Genomic DNA, 23,308 nt, shown 5'->3' with positions numbered 1-23,308 from the left:
AGGCCTCAATTTTAATAAAGCTGTAACAAGAAATAGCCTAATATTCAAGCCGATCTTCGTACATAATGCTTAATTCGCCGTATACACGGCCCCAATTACGAATCGGCAAAGTCCATTTTTTAGTGGCTTCCAGAGTAGCAAGATATAGTGCCTTCATTAAGGCCTGTGAATCCGGGAAAACGCTGCGCTGGCGGTTAAGGCGTCTGTAGCTGGAGTTGAGGCTTTCAATAGCGTTAGTAGTATAAATAACCTTTCTGACCTCCGACGAAAATTTGAAAATGGGCGTTATTACATCCCAATTTGTCTTCCAGCTCTTCATGGCATTAGGATATTTATCCTTCCATTTTTCGGTAACGGCATCGCGGTTTTTGCGGCCCTGTTCTTCGGTAACGGCGTGGTAAATGCTCTTTAAGTCAGTAGCAAATTCCTTGCGGTCTTTATCTGCCACATATTTTAAAGTGTTGCGTACCTGGTGAACAATGCAGCGCTGGTATTCGGCTTTGGGGAATGCTGCTACAACGGCTTCCTTCATGCCGGTCAGGCCATCGGCACAGATAATTAAGATATCCCTAAGACCACGGTTTTTAAGTTCATTGAATAAATTGAGCCAATACTTGGCACTCTCATTTTCGCCAATGTAGATGCCCAATACTTCTTTTATTCCGTCTCTGTTAATTCCTAATATTACATAAGCTGCCATTTTCCTGATGATGCCGTTATCCTTTACAGAGTAATGAATTGCATCAACAAATACAACAGGATATATGCTGGACAAGGCTCTATTTTGCCAGTCCTGTATTTCAGGCAACAATTTATCCGTAACATCAGAAATGAAGCCCTCAGAAACATCGAAGCCGTAAATGTCCTCGATGGTGTCCGAAATCTGTCTTGTGGTCATGCCTTTGGCATACATGGATATAATTTTCTTGTCAATGTCAGAAATGTCCTTCTGGCGCTTCTTGACGACTTGTGGTTCAAAGGTGGACTGCCTGTCCTGGGGAACATCAATCTGAAAACTGCCATAACTGCTGTTGACGGTTTTAGTCTTGTAGCCGTTACGACTATCCTCGTTGTCTGAACGCTCAGATTTCTGGTAGCCGAGATGGCTGTCCATTTCAGCCTCCATCATCTCTTTGATGGTTCCACCCAGTAGATCTTTCAAAGCATTCTGAATGTCTTCCGCGGTTTCAATCTCATATTCAGACAAGAGCTGCTGAATGATCTGTCGCTTACCTTCTGTCATCTGAACATGGTGAACGGGTTTCTTTGCTTTCTTTGCCATAGTAAAAGGCCTCCTATGATTTTATATTTTACCATAGAAGACCTTAACTGTTACTGTTGTTATTATTTACAGAAAAACTTTCACACTCTCGCTCTATACGCGAGATAATTCCTATCTCAGTGATATTTTATGTGCATGGTAAACACTGTGCCATCTGAGTTTTTTAGTTGAACTAAGCACCATTTTTGTCCCTCGTTCAACTAATATAGCCCAGGATTTCCATTAACTTTGGCATTATAACCTATTCCTTTCAGAAGCGATTTCCCTTATAGTAGTTTTCAAATTCATGATATGTTTAATATGTTCATCAGCCACCTTTTTAGAGAAACCTGATAATTTTGTAACATTTCCTTCAGGAAGGTAGATTTCTAAGGCATTGAAGTCTCTAATATCATCATTCCATTGTTCAACATAAACCCTAACAGATTTCTGATTATTTTCATCTGTAAGGATTTCTGAGCAAGAAATCTCTGTACCATCAGGGAAAGATATATATTGATAAAGCCCCATATCTATCATCCTTTCTATCTGCTAAGTTGAACGATGCACCATTTTTGCTCCCTCGTTCAACTATGCCACCGGTTCTAACAAATCTTTTCTACATGAAACCATTCCATTAGCATCCTTCCAAGAAGCATCCAACAAAGAGGTTTTAATTATTGTTGAATATATTAGCGAAACGTATGTACAACCAAAACAAGTCATATCTTCTGTTCCCATCAACACCATATTGCCTGTAAACTCTAACAAGTTAATCCCTGTTTCTTCACAAATAGAATCTATCTCAGTGGCTATTTCCTTATAATCAGCAGATTTCTTAAAGACCATTTTTATTTCATAAGTTGCCATATCTATCATCCTTTCTAATCATGTAAGTGATTTTTACATGTACTTATTCCAAAATATTCTGGATTTGTCCAGCCTTTGGAATTTAGCAATGTATTATGCAGCGATTCCATTTTGGTTGAACGATGCACCATTTTTCCTCCCTCGTTCAACCAACTACTGCTATTATTGAATTAATTCCAATATCCAATACTTTCACTAGGTAATTCAGAACTTTCCTGCATTAACAACATGATTCTCATACAAGCCTGTTGGGTATAAATAGATGGTTTGCAACTTAGATGCAGAACATCAAATGTTTCTGCATCTAATTTCATATAGAAATTTTTATATATTTTTCCTTCCTCATATCCCGTAAAAGAAATAACATTGTCATTCTTTTCAATATTTTTTAGAAGAATCATAACAATCACGCCTTAATGTGTTCTATGTTTAACGATGCACCATTTTTGCCCTCTCGTTTAACTGTAATCCCCTCGTCGGGTAACCTCACACAACAGTTCCAGCACATGTTTAACGGCCTAACTCGGGGAAATAGCTCATATTCGCAGTTTTGACACTCCAAGTCATTCTATTTCTACATCCTCCATGGAATCTAGCTCTTCATCAGTAATTCCCAACTGTTCCATTATTTCTTCATGAGTATATAACTTCCCGGAAGTATTCTTAATTCTATCCTCGGCCAGACGCAAAAGCTGCATATCTTCAAGTTCCTCTAATGTCATTCTTTTACCATTATTCTCTGCTGACATAGCAAACATCACCTCATATCAATTGCCGCCTCCATTGGGTGTGGAGGACTGACTTAACTCACATGATTTCCCTCAATAAATTCTTTTTACAAGAATGTGGCACATCATCTGGATCTGACCAGATAGCATCAATGATTTGAAGTTTTACATCATCTTCAAATATTAGATGTATAAACGCTGGTCCGAATTCATCAAAGCTGTCAGCTCCATAGGTGATAGTATTATCTTTCACTTCCAAAATAACGCTGCCAGCCCGTTGGCATATATCTTTTATATGATTTTCCATTTCAGCCATATCAGCTTTCTTGGTAAAAATCAATTTCATGGTATATTCCATAAATCCCACCTCATGAGCTGAATCCCCCTCCCATTAGAAGGTGTTTGTGTCAAGTGGGCTACTGGGAAAACTCATAGCCCACTTATTTTGAGTCGTCCACTAAAGCAGGACCTCTCTTATTTTCATTTTAAACTTACAAACTCTGTTTCGTTTTCCCTATTTCTATCACTTTGCCCATTTTGCCCAGTATGGCTTTGGCGGTGTCTTCGGCAATGCCGGCTATATCCCCGCCACTTGCCTTGGGATGGCCGCCCCCGGCATAGAACTTACTCATTATTTCGCCCAGATTCAGGTCATCTCGTGTGGTACGGACTTCTATTTTATCGTTATTAAGATTTACCATGAAGGCTATATCCACGCCATATTCCTCACATATTTTATTACCAACGGAAGATGTGTACATGCTGTTATTGTAGGTAAGGCAGAAGTTGTATTCTTTGCCTTCACTTTCCAGCCTCCCCTTATATGCGGTTTGCATAAAACTGCTTACATCCTTGGCTTCCCGCTCCGCTTCGTAGGCCAGGATAGTCCGCTCGTACTCATTAAATAAGGTAAGCTCATTCAAATCCTTTTTGGCCAGACGCTCCGTAAAGGTTTTCACAGTATACTGCAAGCCCAGCTTAAACACCATTGTTGCCAGATATTTTGGCATTTGGCTGGGATACTTGGCATAATCCCATGTATCAAAAAGGCGTACCTGCTCAATGAAAAAATCTCTTTTGGTAATAAGCCCCTTATTCTGCAAATATCTGTAAAACAGTTCCGCCCCGCAGGTAGGTCTGCCATCCAGCATTTCAGTAACAGTTGCCCACTTATAACCCTTGAAGGCTTCCACTGCTGTCAGATGGTGATCAAAGAGCTTTATATGATTAAGAATTTTGGGATTCTGTTGCTGCACTTCCTCAACATCAAAGCTGCAGTCCGTAACAAAAATCCCTTCATAATTCTTGTATTCTGTCCCCATGGCTATCAGCTTTTTGGTGCAGTCATTGGGATTGTTTATGTATGTGATATCTGTATTTCCCCTGTAGGCAATATTGGCCAGTATAGCACAGGCCGCCCCATCCATATCTGTATGGGTAAGTAACTTATATGGTTTCATTATTGCCAGCTCCTCCCGTCTCCTACCTTCAATCTTCACCTGTTTAAAATCTATATTTTATGCTTTTGTACTTTCAGCAAAGATTTGATCCCCATTCAATCCTTGACTTTATACTCATCCAGCCGTATTACCCTGTTATAAAGACAGGTGAATTTGCTAAAGTCCCTGCTCTGGTGCCAGTGGCCAAAGAACCACCGCTTAAATTCCGGGTTGTGGTTGTATATTAGCTGAAGGGCCTTTTCCACAGTGCTGTACCCTATTGGATTTAAGTGAAACATTGGCCTTATCAAATCAATGGGACAAGTATGGGTAAGAATATAGTCCACCTTGTTGCCAACCTTTTCAAGATTATCCACGGCCTCATTAAACTCCGCCCAGGAAGGTACCTCCTGTGGCCACCAGCTCAAGCCCTCTCTGCGGTGTTCCTTGTCGGTGGAATCAGCTCCACCAAGCACAAAAAAGGACTGGTCCTCTATTTCATAAACTTGTCCCCGCATAAGGTGGATAATGCTGCCATCCTTGTGTACCATCCCACCGTGCCACTGGCTGACTTCCATACTGTTTATCCAATCATGGTTTTCGTGGTTTCCATCAAGCCAAAGGGTAGTCCACGGCTTTTCCTGCAGCCACTTGTGCCAGTGCCTAAAGGTCTTGTCCTCATGCCAGTAAAGGCCGAAATCACCCAGAATAATGACATAATCCTCCTTGGTCATTTCCGCCTGCTGGGGAAACAAAGTAGTATTCAGTTTAGATATATCGAGGGGAATATGAGTATCCCCGGTTATGTAAATCATAGTTTCTCACCCGCTAAAAATGCTCTCAGTTATTTGTCGGGAATATCGCAGTTCCTGACTTCCGTATCAGAAGCCCCACCATCTTCCAGCTTAATATCAGCGCTTTCACACATCTCTCCCCTACAATAAGGGCAATAGAAGCAATAGTCCTCCATCAAATGCTGCAAGGGCTTATCCAGATGTGATTTATATTCTGGAGAGAGAAGATATTTTTTGAAGATTTCCTTGGTGATTGGGATAAGCATGTTATAATTCACCCTTTTCTCTTAGCTCTTTTCTTATGTCATCAATGAATTTTACGGCCTCTTCCTCTGTCAACAGTCTTCCATTTGCTTTGATAAAGGATTGCCGACAGGACTCAATGACTTCAGATAATGGGCGATCGCTGCGTTGGAATTTCTTCTGTTCTTTTCTGTCCATATCGGCTCCCCCTCAATTTACTTTCCACCAAAGAAATTCTTTATCCTCTGCCAACTGGATTTATCACTGCACATCAGCTTTTTGGCATCTTCCCCAGTAAAGCCCCTGGTAGCGTTGGTGTAATAAATATTAAGCTCCGGGGCGGTTTTAAACAGTGATTTGTCATCATCGAAAACGATATAATCCCTGATATTATGCGCCTTGCAGTAATTAAGTATGCTCCGCCCCCTGTCCAGCTGGTCAAGCTCCTCAGTTTTATCCAGTATGCGGATTTTTTCAGGGGCCATAGCGTGAATCAACTCCTTTATATACACTGCATGCTTTCCGTCACTGTTGAAGCCCGTTTTCCATGAAGAAGTAAGGACTATGCCCACCTCGTGCTTGTGCTTCTCGTTCAGATAAGCCATGTATTCAAGAAAGCAGCTGATACATTTGCTATTTAAGGTGAAAGGGCGCTTCCAGTCCATTTCCGTATTCAGCACCCCGTCCACATCCAGAAATATGTAAAACATAACATCACAATCCTTATATCCTTACCTAACTTAGGCGTTCATTTCACCTGTACCCACATGCTGCATTTTGTGTTCCTGCCGTTTCCAATGCTTTTATATAATCTCTGGCAAATTCATATATTCCGCGCACGCGGAGCATATCTTCCATTGTAGAATATTCTGGGCCTAATAAGCTGTTGCATATCTCCGCCAGTTTATCTCCAAATATGGATAAAGTATCCGATGATATCAACACTTTGTTGCCTGTCACCCTATGCAAATCAGCAAGCAACCCCCAAAATAACTCATGAAATATTTCTATTTGTTCAATAACTTCATAATCTTTCATATTTGTTCCCCTCTGGGCAAAATCCCCCATTCTTGTTAGGTTACTTATCATAATATCAATCCCACAAAGCCTTATCAATCAACGATTTGAGTGGTTAATAAGGCAAAATGAGTATCGAACTTTTCTATACAAAAAGCCCCAGCTTTGCCAGGGCCATGTAGTTATAAAAATTCAAAATCTATACAAAAAGAGGATTTCCAAGACATACCCTGCCGTCTTAAACACCTTTTCGAGTCGGTGTTTAAGACGATAGAGTGTGGCTACCCGGGCGTATGGTAGAACAAACACTGCAAGTGGCTCACATCAATCAATGCACCTAGTAGCGTAAAAAAACCGACTGTCCAAATATTGGAAACATCTTGCTGTTGGAGTCTAAAATATGGGCCTTGTCTGTTATATTTCTTTACAAATGATTTATATTAGTCTAATACTAGAAAAACTATACATAAAATCTACAAGAAGGGACAGGCTTGTATGAAATTGAAATTATTTGTTTTTCAATATAGATTTGACGCGTATTCCAATCATATGATCACGGTAAGATCATGTGTGAGCTGGGGCAGTATTTCCTACCTTTGAAAAAAAGATGGCAATGTAATATTAATGACTACTGCTTCTAATCCTTACTATAAGAAGTTGCCCCTGATGCACCATCTTCACTGCACATTGTTCTATTCACCGGATCACCTGAACAAGAAATACAAAAAATGGAAACAGACTTATCAGACAGATAAAACATAGTTGTAGCTATTTGCCGCAACCATTTTTTCAACGTAATCAATCCAAACCTTATCTAAAAAATTATTCTTCATAATTTTCTGTATAGCGACAACCATTAGAAAAACCTGTGCAGCCCCAGAATTTTTTTCCTATGTTAGGACCTGTTTTCGATGTACGTATTACCATCGTTCTCCCACATTCAGGACACACCTTTAACTGATTGTCATCTAAATCATCTTTTAAACTCGTGGACAAAATTGTATCATAATCTTTTCCCAAAATATCAGAGGCCGTAATAGTCAACACAGCTTCTTTCGTAAGATTGGCAATATCAAATTCATTCTTTAATCTATTACTTTGCTTAATTACAGCATCATCCACCAATGTACGCACAGCACGTGCATTTCCAAAATGTGGATCCTGTTTTTCTTTACTTAGCCGCAATTTAATAGCATTCTCAGCCTCTGCATCTAGGCGATATTTGCCAAATCTATTTTTTGCAATTTGCAATAATTCATCAATAGAATAATCCGGAAAATCAACCGTAAAAGGAAACCGCGAAGCCATACCAGCATTAGAATCGAGCAATTTGTCCATCTGTTCAGGATAACCAGCAATTATAACAACTAAACTGCCTTTATTATCTTCAATTTCCTTTACCAACGTATCTATAGCCTCTTGTCCATAATCTGAAGCTAACAGTGAATATGCCTCATCAATAAACAGCACACCACCTAAAGCACTATTAATGATATTCGATATTCTTTCTGATGTAGCTCCTGCTCTATTAGCTATCAAATCTTGTCCATGATATTCTAATGATATATCACGTGGTACAACACCAATATTAAACAACAGTTTAGAGACCAAACGTGCAATAGTGGTTTTTCCAGTACCTTGGTTGCCTTTAAAAACCATATTTAATACTGGATATGCATCTACCTCTAATCCTAACTCCTTCTTTTTTTGATTTATAATCAATGTATTTTGTAATGACCGTAATATCTCTTTAACATTCTCCAGTCCGATAATTTTACTAAAATCATCTTCAAGATTAAATGATAAGTTCTTCTCACCTCTATTTTGGTGTGGTATATCATCTACAATAACGGTTTTATTTGCACCCGCTGTTCTTGCGATTTGTTCTGCTTTAATTTCGTTAAAAATATTGGACGCCAAACGAGCATTACCTGCATTTTTACCCGTCTGGTGACTTCTAATTTTTACATAGTTTGAAAGCTCTGATTCAAAATTTTCTCCGAATTCATATTTCTCTTTCACAAAAAATTTGATAACAATTTCGATAAGTTCATCCACTGTATAATCTGGGAAATCTAAAACAGTGGGGAATCTAGATTTTAATCCAGAATTTGTGTCCAAAAATTCCATCATTTCTACTCTATATCCTGCCAAAATTATAGCATAACCAGTTTTTTTATTTTCAATTAATTGAATCAGCGTTGCTACAGCTTCTTTTCCAAAAGTATCCGTGTCATCTGATGCTAACGCATAAGCCTCATCTATAAAAATGACTCCTCCCTGAGCTTCATTAAAAACTTCTTCAACTTGCTTTGCAGTGTGCCCTTGCCACTTACCAATTAAATCCTTACGACCTAATTCTTTAAATTTATCACCACTAAACACGCCCAAAACAGAATAAATCTTAGCTACTGCACGGGCAAACTCAGTTTTTCCGCAGCCCGGGTTACCTAAGAATATCATATGAAGTGGCATAAGCTCTTCCCGCTGATTAGGATTTTTGGCATTTCTATTTTGCATACCTACAATATATCTACATTGTTTTAATATTTGTTCCTTAATGTCAGACATCCCAACAAAATCTGACAAAATATGTTTGCACTGCATTATTTTATAATTATCACCCAAAGCTGCAATATTAGTATTGTCTTGCGATAATTGCGGTGCCAACTCTAATATATCTTTACCTATTTTTTCAGTTATAGGGGCAACCCATGAATTATCAGGAAAACCCGTAGCAACTCGCACTCCCTGATGATTGAATTCACCGGCTTCTAAATCTGTCATTTCCCAAGTATTAGTATTGATTTTAACAGCATATACAACTAATCCACCTAAATCTCTATTTTTAGCAAGGGTTACAAGAATTGTATTATTATTTATTCGTACACTGTTTATATCATAATAAAAATAATTATCATTGGTTTCAATTAAACGCCACAAGCTGTTCATGCCAGAACGAATCAAAGAGCCAAATCTAGCACGATACTTATTATACAATATACCTACTGGATGATTATTATCATAACGCATATCTTTTGCATTATAGTCTCTATATGTGTATTTTTTTGATATGAATGAATACTTCGATTCCTCTACTATTGTATAATATGTGAATTTTTCTATGGAAAATGGCAATGTTATATAAGAACAATCAACTCCCGCCTCACCAAAGCCATGTACAACAGCTGACAGTATTTGATTATCCATATCAAGCGAAATTGAATCTTCATCTACATAAAACTCACCTACAAGTTTTAACTGTCTATGTTGCGGTTCATATTTTGCCTTCTGTTTTTTTAGAAAATCAAGCATTTATCCGTCCCTCATTTCATCAGACACAATTCAATATAAAGTGTAGCTTTCTTTCACTTCATTCTATCATATCCTTCATATTTTTTACTACGAATAATTTTTTACTATACTGTCCTCATTTCATGTCCATATAATCTCATATCCGTCATAATATCATACCGTTTCGTTACTACAGGCTTCTGGCCACGGCGGAAAAACAGTTCCTGCCCTAAAGGCATATCCAGCACGTCATTCAGGGGACGGTTCAGGCGTTTGCTCACATTGGTGACAGTATCCATGTCCATGCCTCCAAGATAAATATAGGTATCACAATTATTGATGATGGTGGTAGCATTATCCTTGCCGTACATAGCAGAAAGCTGGGTCTCGGACTGGACAAGTATGGTAGCAGATATACCCTTTTCCCTAAATATGGAAATCAGATCCTGAAAATCCTGCACCTTGCAACCCGTGGCAAAATCATCACAAAGAACATGGACTGGTTGTGGCAATACTCCTTCCGTTCCCCTTTCTCCCATCTCAAAAAGTCGCTTGAAAAGCTGCTGATAAATTATGGAACAGAAGCGGTGCTGAGCCGTGTTTACCGGAGAGACATAGATAAATACTACCGTCTTGGGCTTAAGCAGTTCCCTGGCATCAAACTGGGGAAGATTTCCCCCCAATATATTCCTTATATCGCTATTAAAAATGTTTTCTAGGGGAGCCTTGGTTGATTCAGCTACACACCCCCCTGTTCCTTCAGGTAAATCAATAAAATTCTTCCACTGCATATAGGCAGCTCGGTCAATGTTATACCAATTACGCATTTCACCATGGAGAGGATATTTCCTCTTAATCCTCTCTCTCCGCTCTTGCTCCATTTCCAGCGCTGAGTTTCCTTCATCACCACATTCTTTGGCATAATCAGCAGCTTCCTCGATTTCATTATCAGTAGGTGGATCACTCTTTACATCCCTATCCTCTGTATAATTAAGATAATCCAACAACGTCAATGCTTCTTTCATGGTATTACCCTTTTCGTAATGCCCTTCATACACATAACGCAAAACCAAATTCAATATGCTTTCTGCTTTCTGCAACCAAAAGGGGTCTCTTGGCAGATCATTTTTTGCCGTTTCCGCATAAGCAATGGTATGGGCCAGGTTCCGCACATCAGTAAGGGAATTGCATTGAAGCAATGGATCATAGCCATAGGGGCTTTTGGTCGGATCGTTAAGGTCCACAAAAAGTACATTATACCCCTTTTCCTTCAGAATTTTCCTGCTCTTGTCGTAAATTCCTCGCTTGGTGTGAACCACCACTGCATTGGAGCTTTCAAGATTGCAGATCATAGGGAGCATAACGCTCATGGTCTTGCCAGAGCCGGAACCTCCCACCACTATAATATTATTGTTAAGTCCAGTCTTGTTGCAGTCCGTGGAAATATGGCACCGCTCGTCCTCACCCAAAGGGAATATTTCATTTCCATTGCTATTCTTATCCATAATTCACGCCTCCATCATCTCAGCAAATCCAATCACTTTATCTGCAAGGCCAAATTTCACCGCTTCCTCCCCTTTAAAAAACGCATCATTCAGGGTAATTCTCCGCAACTTGCGCTTGGTCTGGCCCGTGTGCTTGGAAAGGATCTCCACCATTTCTTCCTTGGTTTTCTTCAAATCATCCGCAATGGTCTGAACTGAGGAAGTCTTTCCACCAGCCCCATAAGGAATCAATGGCTCATGAATCATGACCTTGCTATGGGGCAAAAGATAACGGCCATGGCCACCACAGCAGAAAAGCACTGCCGCCATGCTGTAGGCCCTGCCCAGGCAATAGGTTTTAATTGGCATTGGGGCACTCTGGATAATGTCATATATCACCATACCGGCATCAATGCTGCCGCCCCCGGAGTTAATAAAAATCTTCACTGGCTCAGTGGCATCTTCCAGAGTTAGCTGGCTAATCTCCTTAGAGACCTTCACCGCCATAGCATCATTGATTTCCCCTTCTATGTATATCATTCTCTTGCTGTGGAGCATACCATCAACTGTCAGCTCCTGATAGCCGCTGTTGCTGTATATTACTGTGTTCATATTAAACTACCTCCGGCTCATCACATTTATTGTATTCTTCATTAGCAACTAGCAGTACCCAGTCATCGTCTTCATTTATTTTCATAATTCCAAATTCAAAAAACAGCTTTCTTCTCCCTTGAAAAGGATCATTTATCTCTTGAATAACCTTTTTGCCTATTCCCCAATGCATATTTAAAAACAGTTCCACAATTGGATTAATACTATCAGGATAGAAATCAGCTATATCACACATATCATCAATTGCCATTAAGGTTTCATCACTGACTGTATCCGGATATGCAGACTGCCACATATATCTTTGATATTTAACATGCTCAATACTAATTAGGAAGCGTAATTCCTTTACGGCTCTCTTGTAATTCCCTAATAGTCTTAAAGTATCAACAAGGTCGCCATCGGTATTGAGCCCTGTAAAATACATCCAAAAAATTGTATTCAGTATTTCCATCTGCTTTAATGGTGATTCTACATTAGATTTTTCCACCATTTTCACTATCACTGAGTAATCGTAATTCAAAGCCTCACATAATGAGGTTGCTTCAGTAATATTCCTTCCGATTACTGCTTTTTCATATAAATTATCTCTATGTCTATTCAGTAAAAGTTTGATACTTTCTTCTATGTACTGTTCATATTTTTTCTTAGCGGAATACATTATGTCCCCACAAACATTTGGCTCAATTTTTATCTGACCATTAGGCGTTCTGACTGTAATTGTCTCTTCATCTTTGTTTTTATTTTTTTCAACTACTTCCTCGCCAGGCAACAAACAGTCATTTAAATGATTACGAACTGTAAGAACATCATCTCTTCTTTTCTTACCAATAAGTAAGTAATCTATTGTGGTATTTAACAACTTAGACATTTTAATCAGTAGGTCAAAATCAGGCTCTCTTTTGCCATTTTCATACTGGCCGTATGTTGTGGCCGGTAAGTCTAAAATATCTGCAAACTCTTTCTGGGTCTTGTATTTCTTGCTTCGCTGCTCCTTCAGATTTTCTCCGAAGGAATTGCTTATATTTGATTTGATAGTATTCATATCTAATCGCTCCTCACTGTTGTTTGATTTGTTGATTATATTTTATGTCAACTCATAACGAACATCAATCAACAATTTGAGAGTATATTATCTTCAAAATGAGTAGTTTGCTTTTATAGTATGTCAATTCGGTGACTGCTTGCAGTGACCGAATTAATACCGCTTTAGCGGTGGATGAGGTCTTAACAGACGATAGCCCCTATACTGGTGAAAGGGTATGGACCAGATCTGGATATGGACATACTCTTTCATCCAGCCGTAGCCTCCGAACTGTGCAGACGGGGAAGGGACCGGCTGGACGGTATGGGAAGCAAAGGCCTGCCCCCCAGCTCACTTTCAGTCAAAAGCACCCAGTAGTGAAATGGCTCCACAGAAAGAAAACGAACGCCGGCATAAATGCCGGCTGCAGTCTTTCTATGGAGCTGGGGTGTGGGTGGCTTCCTTCGTACCCCTATTATTTATTTTCTTTTTATTGTCAGTTTAGATTTTGTTTAAATCCTTCTCCTATAATAAACACATCAACAGAAAGGAAGCGATATTATGACTAAGAAAAGTATTATAGCCGGTATTATGGGTATTATGATGTTTACAACTGTTCCAGCCTTTGCCGGAACTCCACACCATGACGAGATTTCCGCCCCACATCATGCTGTGCACCATTCAGCTGATACCAAGCATAAAAATGGGGTAAAGCCTCATAAGGAAGTAAAGCCAGCACCGGCACCAGAAAAGAAAGACATTCATCATAAGGACAAAAAACCATTACCTCCAATAGAAAATAATAAAGGCCGGGGCTAATTCCCGGCAAACAGAAAGCAGAGCCCAACGGCCCTGCTTTTCTCTTTATTCAGCTATCTAATCAATACTATTCCCGCTGATTTTGAATTTATACCCAGCTTTTTCCAGTACATCAACGGTCTTTTTCCACTGACCAATTTTTACCAGAATATAATCTGTGTTGTAGGTGGAAACCGCAAAAATGCTGATGCCATTATCAGCAAGCAAAGTGGATAGTTTGGCCAGTATACCCACCATGGAAAATTCCAGAACGCCGTTGATATAAAAACCTTTCCAGCCATCTTCCCTTTCAGTACATTTATTGGGCACATCCTCTACATATCCGCCAGCTTGCAAACTGTAAGATTTCCCTTTATTTCTGTCAGTTCCATTCTTTAATCCCCTATTTCATTATTTAAGAATATAGCTTGCCAGCTGAATATGATATTACTTCAGCTTTGCATAATTATATTTTATGCGCAATTTCCATATTCAATCTGTCCTCAACAATTTCACTTTCCTCACAAAAGGATATTGTGATGTATGTTCTAAAACTTCCATATAAAATCTTTTTTTCCTGCATAGAAAAAGAAAAGCCGGCATATGCCGGTTGTATTCTTTCTATGGAACTGGGGCGTGGGTGAATGGCGTTATAATCACTTATTATACATATGTAAATATTATAGTGCGTCCATGCTGGGCGCACACATGAACAGCGGAGGGCATGAATGCCCCCCGCTGTTTCAATGAGCCACTGGTTAGACCTTATCCGGTTATTTACCCAAAAATCTCCCATATTCTTCCCTACAGAAGACATGACGATAACCTGCGGAATAACCGCCTTTTTCACCTTTACCTACAGACAGTTTAAAACCGGATTTGCCTTCAAACAGCATTACACAGTCGGAACCACCGAATAAGAAATAGCCCAGTTCGTCCCCCTTTTTCACTTTTGTCCCAGGCTTTATCGTTTCAATAAAATTAACACTGGAAACCTGCCCCATCCCCACTGGAATAACGGCCACCATTCCATAGTCTGTCTTTATAAGAACACAGCCTCTTGTCTCCACACTTTGCCATGAAAGGGAATTTGATTCCAAAACATACAAATCTTTATTCTTGTCCCAATAAACAATTCCTCCAACCGCATTGGCATAAGGAATTTTATATACTGCTTCAACGACTCCGGACACAGGGAAATGATATCTGTGATAATCATCATAATTTAGATACGTATGTGTCAATATTCCGTTGTGAAATAATTTCGCGTACTCAGCTCCCGGCTCCCCCAGCAGCTGCTCAACAGACACAAAAGTGGAATCCTTAATTATTACACCGTCTTCCCTTTTAATAGGATCGGCATAGAACCTTCCGGATTCATCGATATTCCACACGCCCTGAGGAAGGGAATCCGCAGGTGAAACAACAACCCTATCGTCGTTAGGTTCGGCAATCGGACGGGCATTTCCATTTGACAGCTTTCTGGAGAAAAATTCGTTGAATGAATGCCAGTTATCCGGTGATTCATACCACCCCTTATCAAGATTCCAGGATGGATCACGAAGAAGCATATCCAAGTACTCCTGTTTCCACGATGCTTCTGAATCCAGAAAATCCCGCCATGTATTGTTGTACTCTGTCAACCATGTATATATTGGTTCAAGGTACTCTACAGACGGATAGAACAGCTCTTTGTCCTTAAGCTCTTCCAGGGGTTGATCCAAAAGCCAGTACACATAGAGGATGCTCTGATCACATTTTGTGGAAAAGTTTCCGTATCGTTCCTCTGGCATGATATTCCAAGGCATACAGGTTACTGTATAGTCCAGGAAACCATAGAGCTCATTCAAAGATTGCACTGGATTGGTTTTCCTGTCCGGATTGATAATTGATGCCTGTTTAATAGACTTTTCCACCAATATTCGTATATCAGGATTGTTAATCATTACCTCCCTGAAGCTTGTGGAAGCTTTTGTCCGCCCTACAGCCATCGAAATACCTGATGGCTGTTCAGCTTGCGCAGCTATTGCCTCGCTTATCCACAGCGTGCTCATTGCCAGCAATAAAGCGCAAAACCATATTGCCACAAAGTTTTTCCTTTTCATAGTAAAATCCTCCTCATATAAGAACCCACTGGTTATTCATAATACCTTGTCCTGTACAATTCTATCCTCCTACAACGTAATCCTGCAAAAACAATATATTTCTTTCCAGCTGCTATACATTTCGGGCAAAAGAAAACTGCTGCACATTTATAGATTCCAGCAAGTCCTCATTGCAAGGCTCATCCAAATCCACTATATCAAACATTAACACTTGCTTTTTACGATTATTTGTGCATCCAAATGTTGATTTAATCGTAAATGCAGTTGGAATTGACACCCGCACCTGTAAAAAGTGGATTTCCGTGCTGGAAACCTCTATTCAAACACGGGTACACACTTCTACAAAAACCTAAAAAACCTTTAAATTACCGCAAAAAGTTCGCTTGTAATCGAACAACTATTCTGCTATTATTATAACAAACAAGCATTCGATTATTCAATCTATTTCCTATAGAAAGGAGCAAAAATCCCATGGTTCTCTACCGGCCCCGGGCGGAGAATTATTACGAAGCAATCCGCCATCTAAAAATATTTGATTCCACCGTGGACATGAACAAGTACATCATTGACTACCACAATTTGTATAATTTCCTCATCGGCCCCAACAAGGTCTCACCCCTGCGGGGCGGCGATGAGGAAATTCAGGACACCCGAAGTGGCTGGCTCCACTCCCGGTATATTATGCTGGGGAATACGCCCTTTGGTATATTCGACTCGGAGACACTGCGATGCGTACCCAAACCACGGCTGCGAATAGAAGAAGATTACCAGAACGGGCTGAATTGCCAATTCACCTTGCTGGATTCCACCTACATCTTCTTTCTGGGATTGGATCAGTGGGCCAACACCACCCAATGCACCGGCTACAACATCAAGGATATGCAGCACAAAATTTTCCGGAAGGATAATTTGGCCATAAACCGGACCACCTTCCTGCAGCTGCTCCACCAATTCATTGCTGACAAAGCCATAAAGAAAATTCAGGCTGATGAAAAAGCCGCCCAGTTGCATAATAAACCCAAGCATTAGAAAAGGCATGCCCTTGACATGTTTTTTATAGTCATAGCAAAATAATGGAAAATACACATATACACTTAATTTGAATAAAAGTGATGAGTTAATTTTTACTGCAAGGACAGTAAAAAAATAACTTACTCAACGGCATTTTGTTACGCAAGGTGCCGTTTTTATTTAGGGTGGAGCGGAGGCGAATGGGGAGCTGTCCCCCTTACATACGAAAAGCCCCAGCTTTCGCTGGGGCCGTGCATTAGCTTTCTCTATAAAATTGAGGTCCTTCATCACCAATGGACTCCAGAAGGAATAAAACCGCATTTCTCAAGGACTCTTGGGGTATAGCTGGCTATGTATTCCCCTTAAAACTCCGTCCCCTCATAGATTTCCGTAATAATCCCCTTGTCATTGACATAAAATGTCAGCTCAACTGCAGAATTTGGCGCACCATATGAATAGAATGTTCGGCCACCAATAGTATGTTTATCTACACTTCCAAACATGGCTGACACTGTCTCATAAGGCATCCCAACAGTGAGGCCATTTGGTGTAGCAAGGGAATTATCCTTCAGAGAGAAGCCCACCACCAGCAGTTCCTCTTCTTGCCGCAGATCATCTTTGCCTGTGCGCCCGGTAATGGAAAAAGCATCTGAATAAATATATGTCACACCACGCACACCAGCTGTATTGAACCATCTTTTTTCCTGGGGCTCACCATAAATGCTTGTAACATATTCCAGTGTGCATCCTGCTCCTACGCCACCGACATACATCTCCTCGCGTGGCATCCAGTGAGCCCACGCTATGCTATGACATAGCGACAGTAACACAACTACAGCTAGAAGCGTTCTTTTCATTTAAACCAACCCCCTTGAAATACCCCTTCATTATTGAACATATATTAAATAATTCTCTGACTCCTATTATACACCTAATTTCCAGCGTGTGAAATTATACTGTATCTGTTCTAAATCCAGAAGAAACTTCTTATTATTTATACCACCACTATAACCGCCGATAAACTTACCAGCTGCTAATACTCGGTGGCAGGGGATTATAATAGGAATAGGATTATTGCCCACTGCACTCCCAACGGCCTGAGCAGACGGTTTAGTGCCCCGCTCCTGAGCTACAATCTGGGCTATTTCACCATAGGACATGGTTTGCCCATAGGGTATTTGTTTCACAACTTCCCATACCTGTTGGCGAAATTCCGTTCCTGACAAAGAAATATTGGGAACAAAATCCGGAACACTGCCATTAAAATACAGAGATAGCCACAATTTGGTATCCATAATCACCGGATGATTATCACTAAATTCCACATCATTTAGTTCAATAGGAATGCTATTGCCCTTTTCCCGTTCAAAATACACCCCTTTTAAGCTCTGTTCATCTGCTGTAAGATACAGCTTACCTACTGGAGAATCAAAAAATGAAATATATTGCATAAGCCAACTCCTCGTATTTTTATTTTTTTGTAATGATTCCCTTCATGGTCCGTATATATAGACAGAGAGCAAGAAACATGGGTACACACCCCATGCAAGAAGGGAGATAATACTATGAGCAAGAAAATTGAACTCAATGAAATGGAACTGAACACCGTAGCAGGAGGCCGCCCAAGAATTCGTCTCCATGGGCCACGCCGTAAGCCGTTTCAGCTAGTTAGGGATATTATTGATTTGATAAGGGATATCGCAACACCTAAAAAGGATAACCCTCAGCCTAAACAGCCACAACAGAATCCACCACAAAAAGCTGCATAAACAACATAACAGTCCATTCATCTAAGAGGATTTAGTGAAGGACTGCTAATAGGCCCGAAGAACTGCCGCATTTGATGTTTTCATCATTGGCAGTTCTTTTGGCATCCGGAGTAAAATAATCACGAAAAATCTAAGCTACTTTTAATCCTATGCTTAGGATTTTCTTAAAATACAGCCCTATAATAAACACATAAAAGAAAGGGGCGATAATTATGACAAAGAAAACTATAGCAGCCATTATTACCGGTATTATGTTGTTGACCGCAGTTCCTGCTTTTGCAGCCACCCCACACCATGACCAGAAAACAACCATTCATCAGGAATTGTCCGAACATCACCATAACAGACATAACAAACATCACAAAAAAGAAATAAAACCTGAATATCATAAGGAAGTTAAGAAAAATCACAAAAACAACAAAAAGCACATACGCCATAATGATTGGTTTGAATGGGAAACCGGTATTACCGACAAAGGGCGTGGCTAATAAGTAAAACAAATCTCCATACATCCCTCTAAAAGCAGAGTCAATAATGGCTCTGTTTTTTTATTATAAAGGCCATTTCCCCATCATTCAACTGTAACGAAAATGACAGCAAAATAAAAATGGGCTGCCGAAGCAACCCAGTGTGCGAAATAGCTATAAGGAAAGGTACGAAGAACCTTACAGCCTATTGTTGGCGCCTATTATCCAACAATCATAGAAAAGCATTTGATGTGAAACAATGTATTTCACATCAAAAATGGAAGAATGTGATATCTGTGTATACATAGTATAAAACATTTTAACCTATAAAGCAATAGTTATAGTGTAAAATTTTTAACTTTTTTTGACAGCAGTTGACTTTTTTGTAATAATATTCACAACTAATCGTATGTATAGACAAGAAGAAAAACTTAACAGCAGAAAGGAGTGCTTAAATATGAAAAAGACCGATACTATGAAAAAGAGCGAACTAAATGTAGCGGAAATGGAAAATGTAGCAGGTGGAACCGGACCGCTGGGCAAGACTGACAATACTAATCCATTGAATCACGAACCGTACGAAAAGACGCACGGACCTTTGGCTCCAGGACCGGACCCTATAAATGAAATCGCTCCTCTCAATGAAACCGGTCCTCTTAATGAAACTGGCCCGCTCACTAAAACCGGTCCGCTGATCGAAGCTTAAATAACCTTACAAAATATTACCAATCACTTTCCATCTAAAAAACCGATTTCCAATAAAACCCAGATGCCGAGTACCTGGCATCGACCCCTCCCAAGAAGTCGCATGGCGGCTTCTTTTTTTGCTTCAAAAAAAGATTCGATTCCTCATAACGGAAACTGCCTGAAAACCAATCTAAAATCAACAGTAAAGCTATTTCATGGCAACAAAAATGGGCCGCCGTAGCGACCCTGTTGTGAAGTTGGCTATAAAGAAAAGTGGGAGAATCCTATAGCCCGTTGTTGGCGCCTATCTTCCAACAACCATAGGAAGGAGTATGATATGAAAAAAGAAATCCATATCAAGATGGAAAGAATGTGATATCTGTGTGACTAAAGTATAAAACATTTTAGCTTATAAATCAATAGCATTGGTGTAATTTTTTTAACTTTTTTATGGTGCGGCATAATATTTCTGTTCATCCAGCATGTGACTTTCCTGTGATGAACCATAATATATCAATTCCAGCATGGTAATATCATCCGACTGGGCTGCACCCTGAGCGAATTCACGAACTGCGTCATATATTCCCTCTATCTCATGTTCAGCACTGTCCCTGGAGACAGAAAACTTCCTCTTCTCATTCGCAGCTTCAGTAACACCATCCGTATAGAGAAATATGGCATCGCCATTTTTTAATTGCAATCGCGACACACCATAAGATAAATCTTCCACTATCCCCATAATAGGGTGTTGTGCCAATTCCAAATATCGACACCGACCATTCTGACGAATAACCGGCGGATTGTGTCCGGCATTTACATAGGTAAACACCCCAGTAACAGTATCCAGCACGCCACAGAAAACTGTCACAAACATATTCTCTTTGTTGCTCCTGATGAGTGCGCTATTGGTTTCAGTAAACACCTCACCAAGCCGTTCCGGATCACCGGCAAACAAAAGGTTTTCCTTCAGCATGGTCTTGGAAATCGCCATAAAAAGAGCCGCTGGAACCCCTTTATCAGACACATCGGCCACCGTCAGGACCAGATGGTGCTCATCCAAAAAGTAGAAATCATAAAAATCCCCTCCCACTTCTCTGGCCGGGCGCATCAGAGCCGCCATATCAAAATCTTGGCGCTCCGGGAAAGGATGGGTGCCATCCGGCAGCATACCGGTCTGAATGCGGGTAGCAACGGAAAGCTCCGTTTCAATATGCTCTTTTTGGGCGGTGGTTTTGGCAAGACTGTCCATATATATGGTCAGCTCATTTGTCATATTATTGAAACTTTCCGCCAAGGTTTCCAGTTCATCACCGGTTTGAATGGACAGCTTTCGGTCCAAATTCCCCTCCGCAATTTCCTTTACCCCCTTTATAAGGGTGTTTATAGGCTCGGCAAACCCCCGAGCCATTTTTACATTGCGCCGTAAAATCAGATATAAGGTCAGAACAAACAGCAATATGGCACCAATAGCCTTAATCAAAAAGAATTTTCCCAATTCATAATCATAGCTTTCAAAAACATCGTTGACATATTCCTCAGCCTGATCACCACTGGCAGATATTACTGTCGTATCTATAACAGTGCCTACACTCCAGCCCATCTCCGGTAAAGGAGCATACGCCAAATAGTATTCGCCTCCATCAACATGCACCAAAGCAATTCCCGTTTCACCTGCTACCATACGCTCAGCTGTTTCAGCCATAGCCTTGTCGGTTGCCTTCGTAAGGTTCTGATTCATATCAGTAGCAGCAAAGGCCCCCTCCTTGCGGGAAGAGATAATGACATCACCCTTTCGGTCCATAATAAAGCTAAAATTAGAGCCATCTACATCTGAACCGTCCATTTGCCTACATATATAGTCCGTATCAATATCCGCCACTACCACCCCGGCAACGCCACCAGCATCATGGTAGGGTGCACATATAGATATGCATGGACGGCCATATGACGCCATATATGGGTTGGTAAATATCAATCGGTCTTCCGTAATGACGGACTGATACCATTCTTTATTTCTATAGTCATAGGTACTACACAAGGGTTCATGACTCAGCACTGCCCCTTTTCCATCCAAATCGAGCATATCCATACGAATCAGATATCCCTTGGTAGATACGGCCAAAATACTACCTTGATAGCGACGGCTCATCCGCCTGATATCATCCTCAACCGATGACACTACGGCAACCTCTTGATTCAGCTCCGGGGACAGCCCCTGCTTCAACAGCTCCGGAAGGTAATATACATAAGGTACATTGTCCGCCACTTCTTCAAAATTAGCCACTGGCAGTTCCTTTGGTTTGTAATCAACTGGGTGTTGCAGAGTATCGGACATTGTTTCAGCCAAATATTCCACACTAAGAGAGCAGCCTTTCAGCAGTCGCCCTACCATTTGGGCCCTCAATTCAGCAGTTTCCGTAAGCCGGTCCTTTACTTCTTCCTGGAAATTCTTCTCCAGATAATCACCCATTTTCTGGGAAAAATCTTTGCCCTGCTCATGCAATCCATAATGCAATATCAACATGCTGACAAGGAAAATTCCTCCCATGACCATAAAAGTTACACAACTACCCCAAAGAGCTGTATGAAGAATGCGCCGATAAATATTCTGTTCGCCCCGCTGCAAAATAATTTCGATAATTTTGCGTAGTTTATCCATTTCCGGCCTCCTCCGAAGCCTGCCTATACTCCCTTAAGCTCCATCAAATACTGAAAACCTGCCATTTTAAAAATTTCCAGCAGCTCCTCCGACAGGTTGATGACAGAAATTTTACTGCCCAGCTCTTTTTGTATAGTCAGGATGACCCGCAAGCCAGCACTGGAAATATACTCCAGTTCCCGGGCATCAAATATCAGGGAAGTCCCCTTCTGCGTTTTAAGTATCTCGCCAATTTCCTGCTGTATGTCAGTGGCATTCAGAGCATCCATATCTCCTTTAAGAAAAATTGTGAGGACTCCCTCGCTGTTATCATATCGCATGGCGCCAACCCCTTTCTAACAAAATACTATTGTACGATTCTCCTCGCCTTGGTAAAATCCCTGCAAATTCAGAAATATATTTGGAAATGAAATATATTTGGAAATGAATGATACAAAAAAACTGACCAAGATTATATTTTCTTTGGTTGAAAAAATATGATATAGTAAATACAATTTTAGAGATATGCTATGATAATGTGTTTTGTAAAACTGTTGAACAGAAAAGAGGTAGAATTATATGCAAACTATTGCGCTAATCGCACATGACAAGAAAAAGGATGAAATGCTGGACTTTGTGGGGCAGCATCTGGATTTGCTGCAGGAATGTCACTTGATTGCTACAAACACTACCGGCACAAGAATCAAAGAAAAATATGGTATAGAAGTTGAAACAATGATGTCCGGCCCTCTTGGCGGTGACCAGCAAATCGGGGCAAAGGTGGCAACCGGTGAAATCGACTATGTAATATTCCTGCGGGACCCATTAACTTCTCAGCCCCATGAGCCAGATATCAACGCTCTGCTCAGGCTGTGCGATGTTCATAATGTACCACTGGCCACCAACCGTAAAAGCGGACATATTATGTTAAAGTATGTGTCTATTGAAAATACGGTTGTAAGCGAATAGTCTTTGTACCACAACAGCATATGAATTGAAACAGGCGGAGGTGTTGACTATAGTCCCACCATCCGCCTTTAATATTTTGGCCTGACACTGAAAGTAGCTGT

28 protein-coding genes are annotated in these 23,308 nt (G+C 40.4%); 6 read left to right on the top strand and 22 right to left on the bottom strand.

Going from position 1 to position 23,308, the window contains the following annotated elements; translation table 11 throughout:
• Positions 1-37 precede the first annotated feature (37 nt).
• The 16 genes from QZV24_RS03490 to QZV24_RS03415 form a co-directional block, all read right to left on the bottom strand.
• Positions 38-1,282 (bottom strand): IS256 family transposase, encoded by a 1,245-nt coding sequence (locus tag QZV24_RS03490; protein WP_363137828.1) that lies wholly within the window; start codon positions 1,280-1,282, stop codon positions 38-40.
• A gap of 234 nt (positions 1,283-1,516) precedes the next feature.
• Positions 1,517-1,792, bottom strand: coding sequence for a hypothetical protein (locus tag QZV24_RS03485; RefSeq protein WP_294520167.1), 276 nt, complete (start codon positions 1,790-1,792; stop codon positions 1,517-1,519).
• A 60-nt stretch (positions 1,793-1,852) separates the two neighbouring features.
• Complete coding sequence (locus QZV24_RS03480; protein ID WP_294520164.1) at positions 1,853-2,131, bottom strand: hypothetical protein; 279 nt, start codon at positions 2,129-2,131, stop codon at positions 1,853-1,855.
• A gap of 170 nt (positions 2,132-2,301) precedes the next feature.
• Positions 2,302-2,532 (bottom strand): hypothetical protein, encoded by a 231-nt coding sequence (locus QZV24_RS03475; protein ID WP_294520160.1) that lies wholly within the window; start codon positions 2,530-2,532, stop codon positions 2,302-2,304.
• A 162-nt stretch (positions 2,533-2,694) separates the two neighbouring features.
• A complete protein-coding gene (locus QZV24_RS03470; RefSeq protein WP_294520158.1) occupies positions 2,695-2,880 on the bottom strand; it encodes a hypothetical protein in 186 nt (61 codons plus the stop codon).
• 58 nt (positions 2,881-2,938) lie between these two features.
• The gene (locus QZV24_RS03465) at positions 2,939-3,217 is read right to left on the bottom strand and encodes a hypothetical protein (RefSeq protein ID WP_294520155.1); all 279 of its coding nucleotides are present in this window, start codon (positions 3,215-3,217) and stop codon (positions 2,939-2,941) included.
• Positions 3,218-3,350: 133 nt separating this feature from the next.
• Positions 3,351-4,319 (bottom strand): DHHA1 domain-containing protein, encoded by a 969-nt coding sequence (locus QZV24_RS03460; protein WP_294520152.1) that lies wholly within the window; start codon positions 4,317-4,319, stop codon positions 3,351-3,353.
• A 95-nt stretch (positions 4,320-4,414) separates the two neighbouring features.
• On the bottom strand, positions 4,415-5,113 hold the full coding sequence (locus QZV24_RS03455; RefSeq protein WP_294520149.1) for a metallophosphoesterase: 699 nt from the start codon (positions 5,111-5,113) through the stop codon (positions 4,415-4,417).
• A gap of 29 nt (positions 5,114-5,142) precedes the next feature.
• Entirely contained in the window at positions 5,143-5,370 is a 228-nt protein-coding gene (locus tag QZV24_RS03450) for a hypothetical protein (protein ID WP_294520146.1), read from the bottom strand.
• On the bottom strand, positions 5,360-5,533 hold the full coding sequence (locus QZV24_RS03445) for a hypothetical protein (RefSeq protein ID WP_294520144.1): 174 nt from the start codon (positions 5,531-5,533) through the stop codon (positions 5,360-5,362). The genes QZV24_RS03450 and QZV24_RS03445 overlap by 11 nt, the downstream gene beginning before the upstream one ends.
• A gap of 17 nt (positions 5,534-5,550) precedes the next feature.
• Entirely contained in the window at positions 5,551-6,045 is a 495-nt protein-coding gene (locus QZV24_RS03440) for an HAD domain-containing protein (RefSeq protein WP_294520143.1), read from the bottom strand.
• 43 nt (positions 6,046-6,088) lie between these two features.
• The gene (locus QZV24_RS03435; RefSeq protein WP_294520142.1) at positions 6,089-6,373 is read right to left on the bottom strand and encodes a hypothetical protein; all 285 of its coding nucleotides are present in this window, start codon (positions 6,371-6,373) and stop codon (positions 6,089-6,091) included.
• Positions 6,374-7,174: 801 nt separating this feature from the next.
• Positions 7,175-9,667 carry an AAA family ATPase gene (locus QZV24_RS03430; protein ID WP_294520141.1) on the bottom strand — a complete coding sequence of 831 codons (2,493 nt, stop codon included), beginning with the start codon at positions 9,665-9,667 and terminating at the stop codon, positions 7,175-7,177.
• Between the two features lie 104 nt (positions 9,668-9,771).
• Positions 9,772-11,151 carry a type IV secretory system conjugative DNA transfer family protein gene (locus QZV24_RS03425; RefSeq protein ID WP_294520140.1) on the bottom strand — a complete coding sequence of 460 codons (1,380 nt, stop codon included), beginning with the start codon at positions 11,149-11,151 and terminating at the stop codon, positions 9,772-9,774.
• A 3-nt stretch (positions 11,152-11,154) separates the two neighbouring features.
• Positions 11,155-11,742, bottom strand: a complete 588-nt coding sequence (locus QZV24_RS03420) for a ClpP family protease (protein ID WP_294520139.1) — start codon at positions 11,740-11,742, stop codon at positions 11,155-11,157.
• A gap of 1 nt (position 11,743) precedes the next feature.
• On the bottom strand, positions 11,744-12,784 hold the full coding sequence (locus QZV24_RS03415) for a helix-turn-helix domain-containing protein (protein WP_294520138.1): 1,041 nt from the start codon (positions 12,782-12,784) through the stop codon (positions 11,744-11,746).
• 540 nt (positions 12,785-13,324) lie between these two features.
• Here QZV24_RS03415 and QZV24_RS03410 point away from each other — a divergent pair.
• The gene (locus tag QZV24_RS03410; protein ID WP_294520137.1) at positions 13,325-13,582 is read left to right on the top strand and encodes a hypothetical protein; all 258 of its coding nucleotides are present in this window, start codon (positions 13,325-13,327) and stop codon (positions 13,580-13,582) included.
• Between the two features lie 57 nt (positions 13,583-13,639).
• On the opposite strand, the gene QZV24_RS03405 is transcribed toward QZV24_RS03410, so the two are convergent.
• Together QZV24_RS03405 and QZV24_RS03400 are read right to left on the bottom strand one after the other, a co-directional pair.
• Entirely contained in the window at positions 13,640-13,918 is a 279-nt protein-coding gene (locus tag QZV24_RS03405; RefSeq protein WP_294520136.1) for an ACT domain-containing protein, read from the bottom strand.
• A 416-nt stretch (positions 13,919-14,334) separates the two neighbouring features.
• Entirely contained in the window at positions 14,335-15,666 is a 1,332-nt protein-coding gene (locus QZV24_RS03400) for a phosphatidylserine decarboxylase (RefSeq protein WP_294520134.1), read from the bottom strand.
• Positions 15,667-16,137: 471 nt separating this feature from the next.
• Here QZV24_RS03400 and QZV24_RS03395 point away from each other — a divergent pair, with 471 nt between their 5' ends.
• The gene (locus tag QZV24_RS03395) at positions 16,138-16,695 is read left to right on the top strand and encodes a hypothetical protein (protein WP_294520132.1); all 558 of its coding nucleotides are present in this window, start codon (positions 16,138-16,140) and stop codon (positions 16,693-16,695) included.
• Between the two features lie 344 nt (positions 16,696-17,039).
• Here the strand turns inward: QZV24_RS03395 and QZV24_RS03390 are convergent, their stop codons facing one another.
• Entirely contained in the window at positions 17,040-17,534 is a 495-nt protein-coding gene (locus QZV24_RS03390; RefSeq protein ID WP_294520130.1) for a hypothetical protein, read from the bottom strand.
• Between the two features lie 66 nt (positions 17,535-17,600).
• Positions 17,601-18,128, bottom strand: a complete 528-nt coding sequence (locus QZV24_RS03385) for a methylated-DNA--[protein]-cysteine S-methyltransferase (RefSeq protein ID WP_294520128.1) — start codon at positions 18,126-18,128, stop codon at positions 17,601-17,603.
• Between the two features lie 114 nt (positions 18,129-18,242).
• Here QZV24_RS03385 and QZV24_RS03380 point away from each other — a divergent pair, with 114 nt between their 5' ends.
• From QZV24_RS03380 to QZV24_RS03370, 3 genes are all read left to right on the top strand, one after another.
• Complete coding sequence (locus QZV24_RS03380; RefSeq protein ID WP_294520126.1) at positions 18,243-18,446, top strand: hypothetical protein; 204 nt, start codon at positions 18,243-18,245, stop codon at positions 18,444-18,446.
• Positions 18,447-18,658: 212 nt separating this feature from the next.
• Positions 18,659-18,934 (top strand): hypothetical protein, encoded by a 276-nt coding sequence (locus QZV24_RS03375; RefSeq protein ID WP_294520124.1) that lies wholly within the window; start codon positions 18,659-18,661, stop codon positions 18,932-18,934.
• Positions 18,935-19,370: 436 nt separating this feature from the next.
• A complete protein-coding gene (locus tag QZV24_RS03370; protein ID WP_294520122.1) occupies positions 19,371-19,619 on the top strand; it encodes a hypothetical protein in 249 nt (82 codons plus the stop codon).
• A gap of 429 nt (positions 19,620-20,048) precedes the next feature.
• Here QZV24_RS03370 and QZV24_RS03365 read toward each other — a convergent pair whose 3' ends face one another.
• Positions 20,049-22,259 (bottom strand): SpoIIE family protein phosphatase, encoded by a 2,211-nt coding sequence (locus tag QZV24_RS03365; RefSeq protein ID WP_294520120.1) that lies wholly within the window; start codon positions 22,257-22,259, stop codon positions 20,049-20,051.
• A gap of 23 nt (positions 22,260-22,282) precedes the next feature.
• A complete protein-coding gene (locus QZV24_RS03360; protein ID WP_294520118.1) occupies positions 22,283-22,579 on the bottom strand; it encodes an STAS domain-containing protein in 297 nt (98 codons plus the stop codon).
• 238 nt (positions 22,580-22,817) lie between these two features.
• Between QZV24_RS03360 and QZV24_RS03355 the strand changes: the two genes are divergently transcribed.
• Entirely contained in the window at positions 22,818-23,207 is a 390-nt protein-coding gene (locus QZV24_RS03355; RefSeq protein WP_294520116.1) for a methylglyoxal synthase, read from the top strand.
• Positions 23,208-23,308 lie beyond the last annotated feature (101 nt).

It is taken from the genome of uncultured Anaerovibrio sp., assembly GCA_902786545.1.
Classification (GTDB): domain Bacteria; phylum Bacillota; class Negativicutes; order Selenomonadales; family Selenomonadaceae; genus Anaerovibrio.
This window is presented reverse-complemented; position numbering and strand designations above follow the sequence as displayed.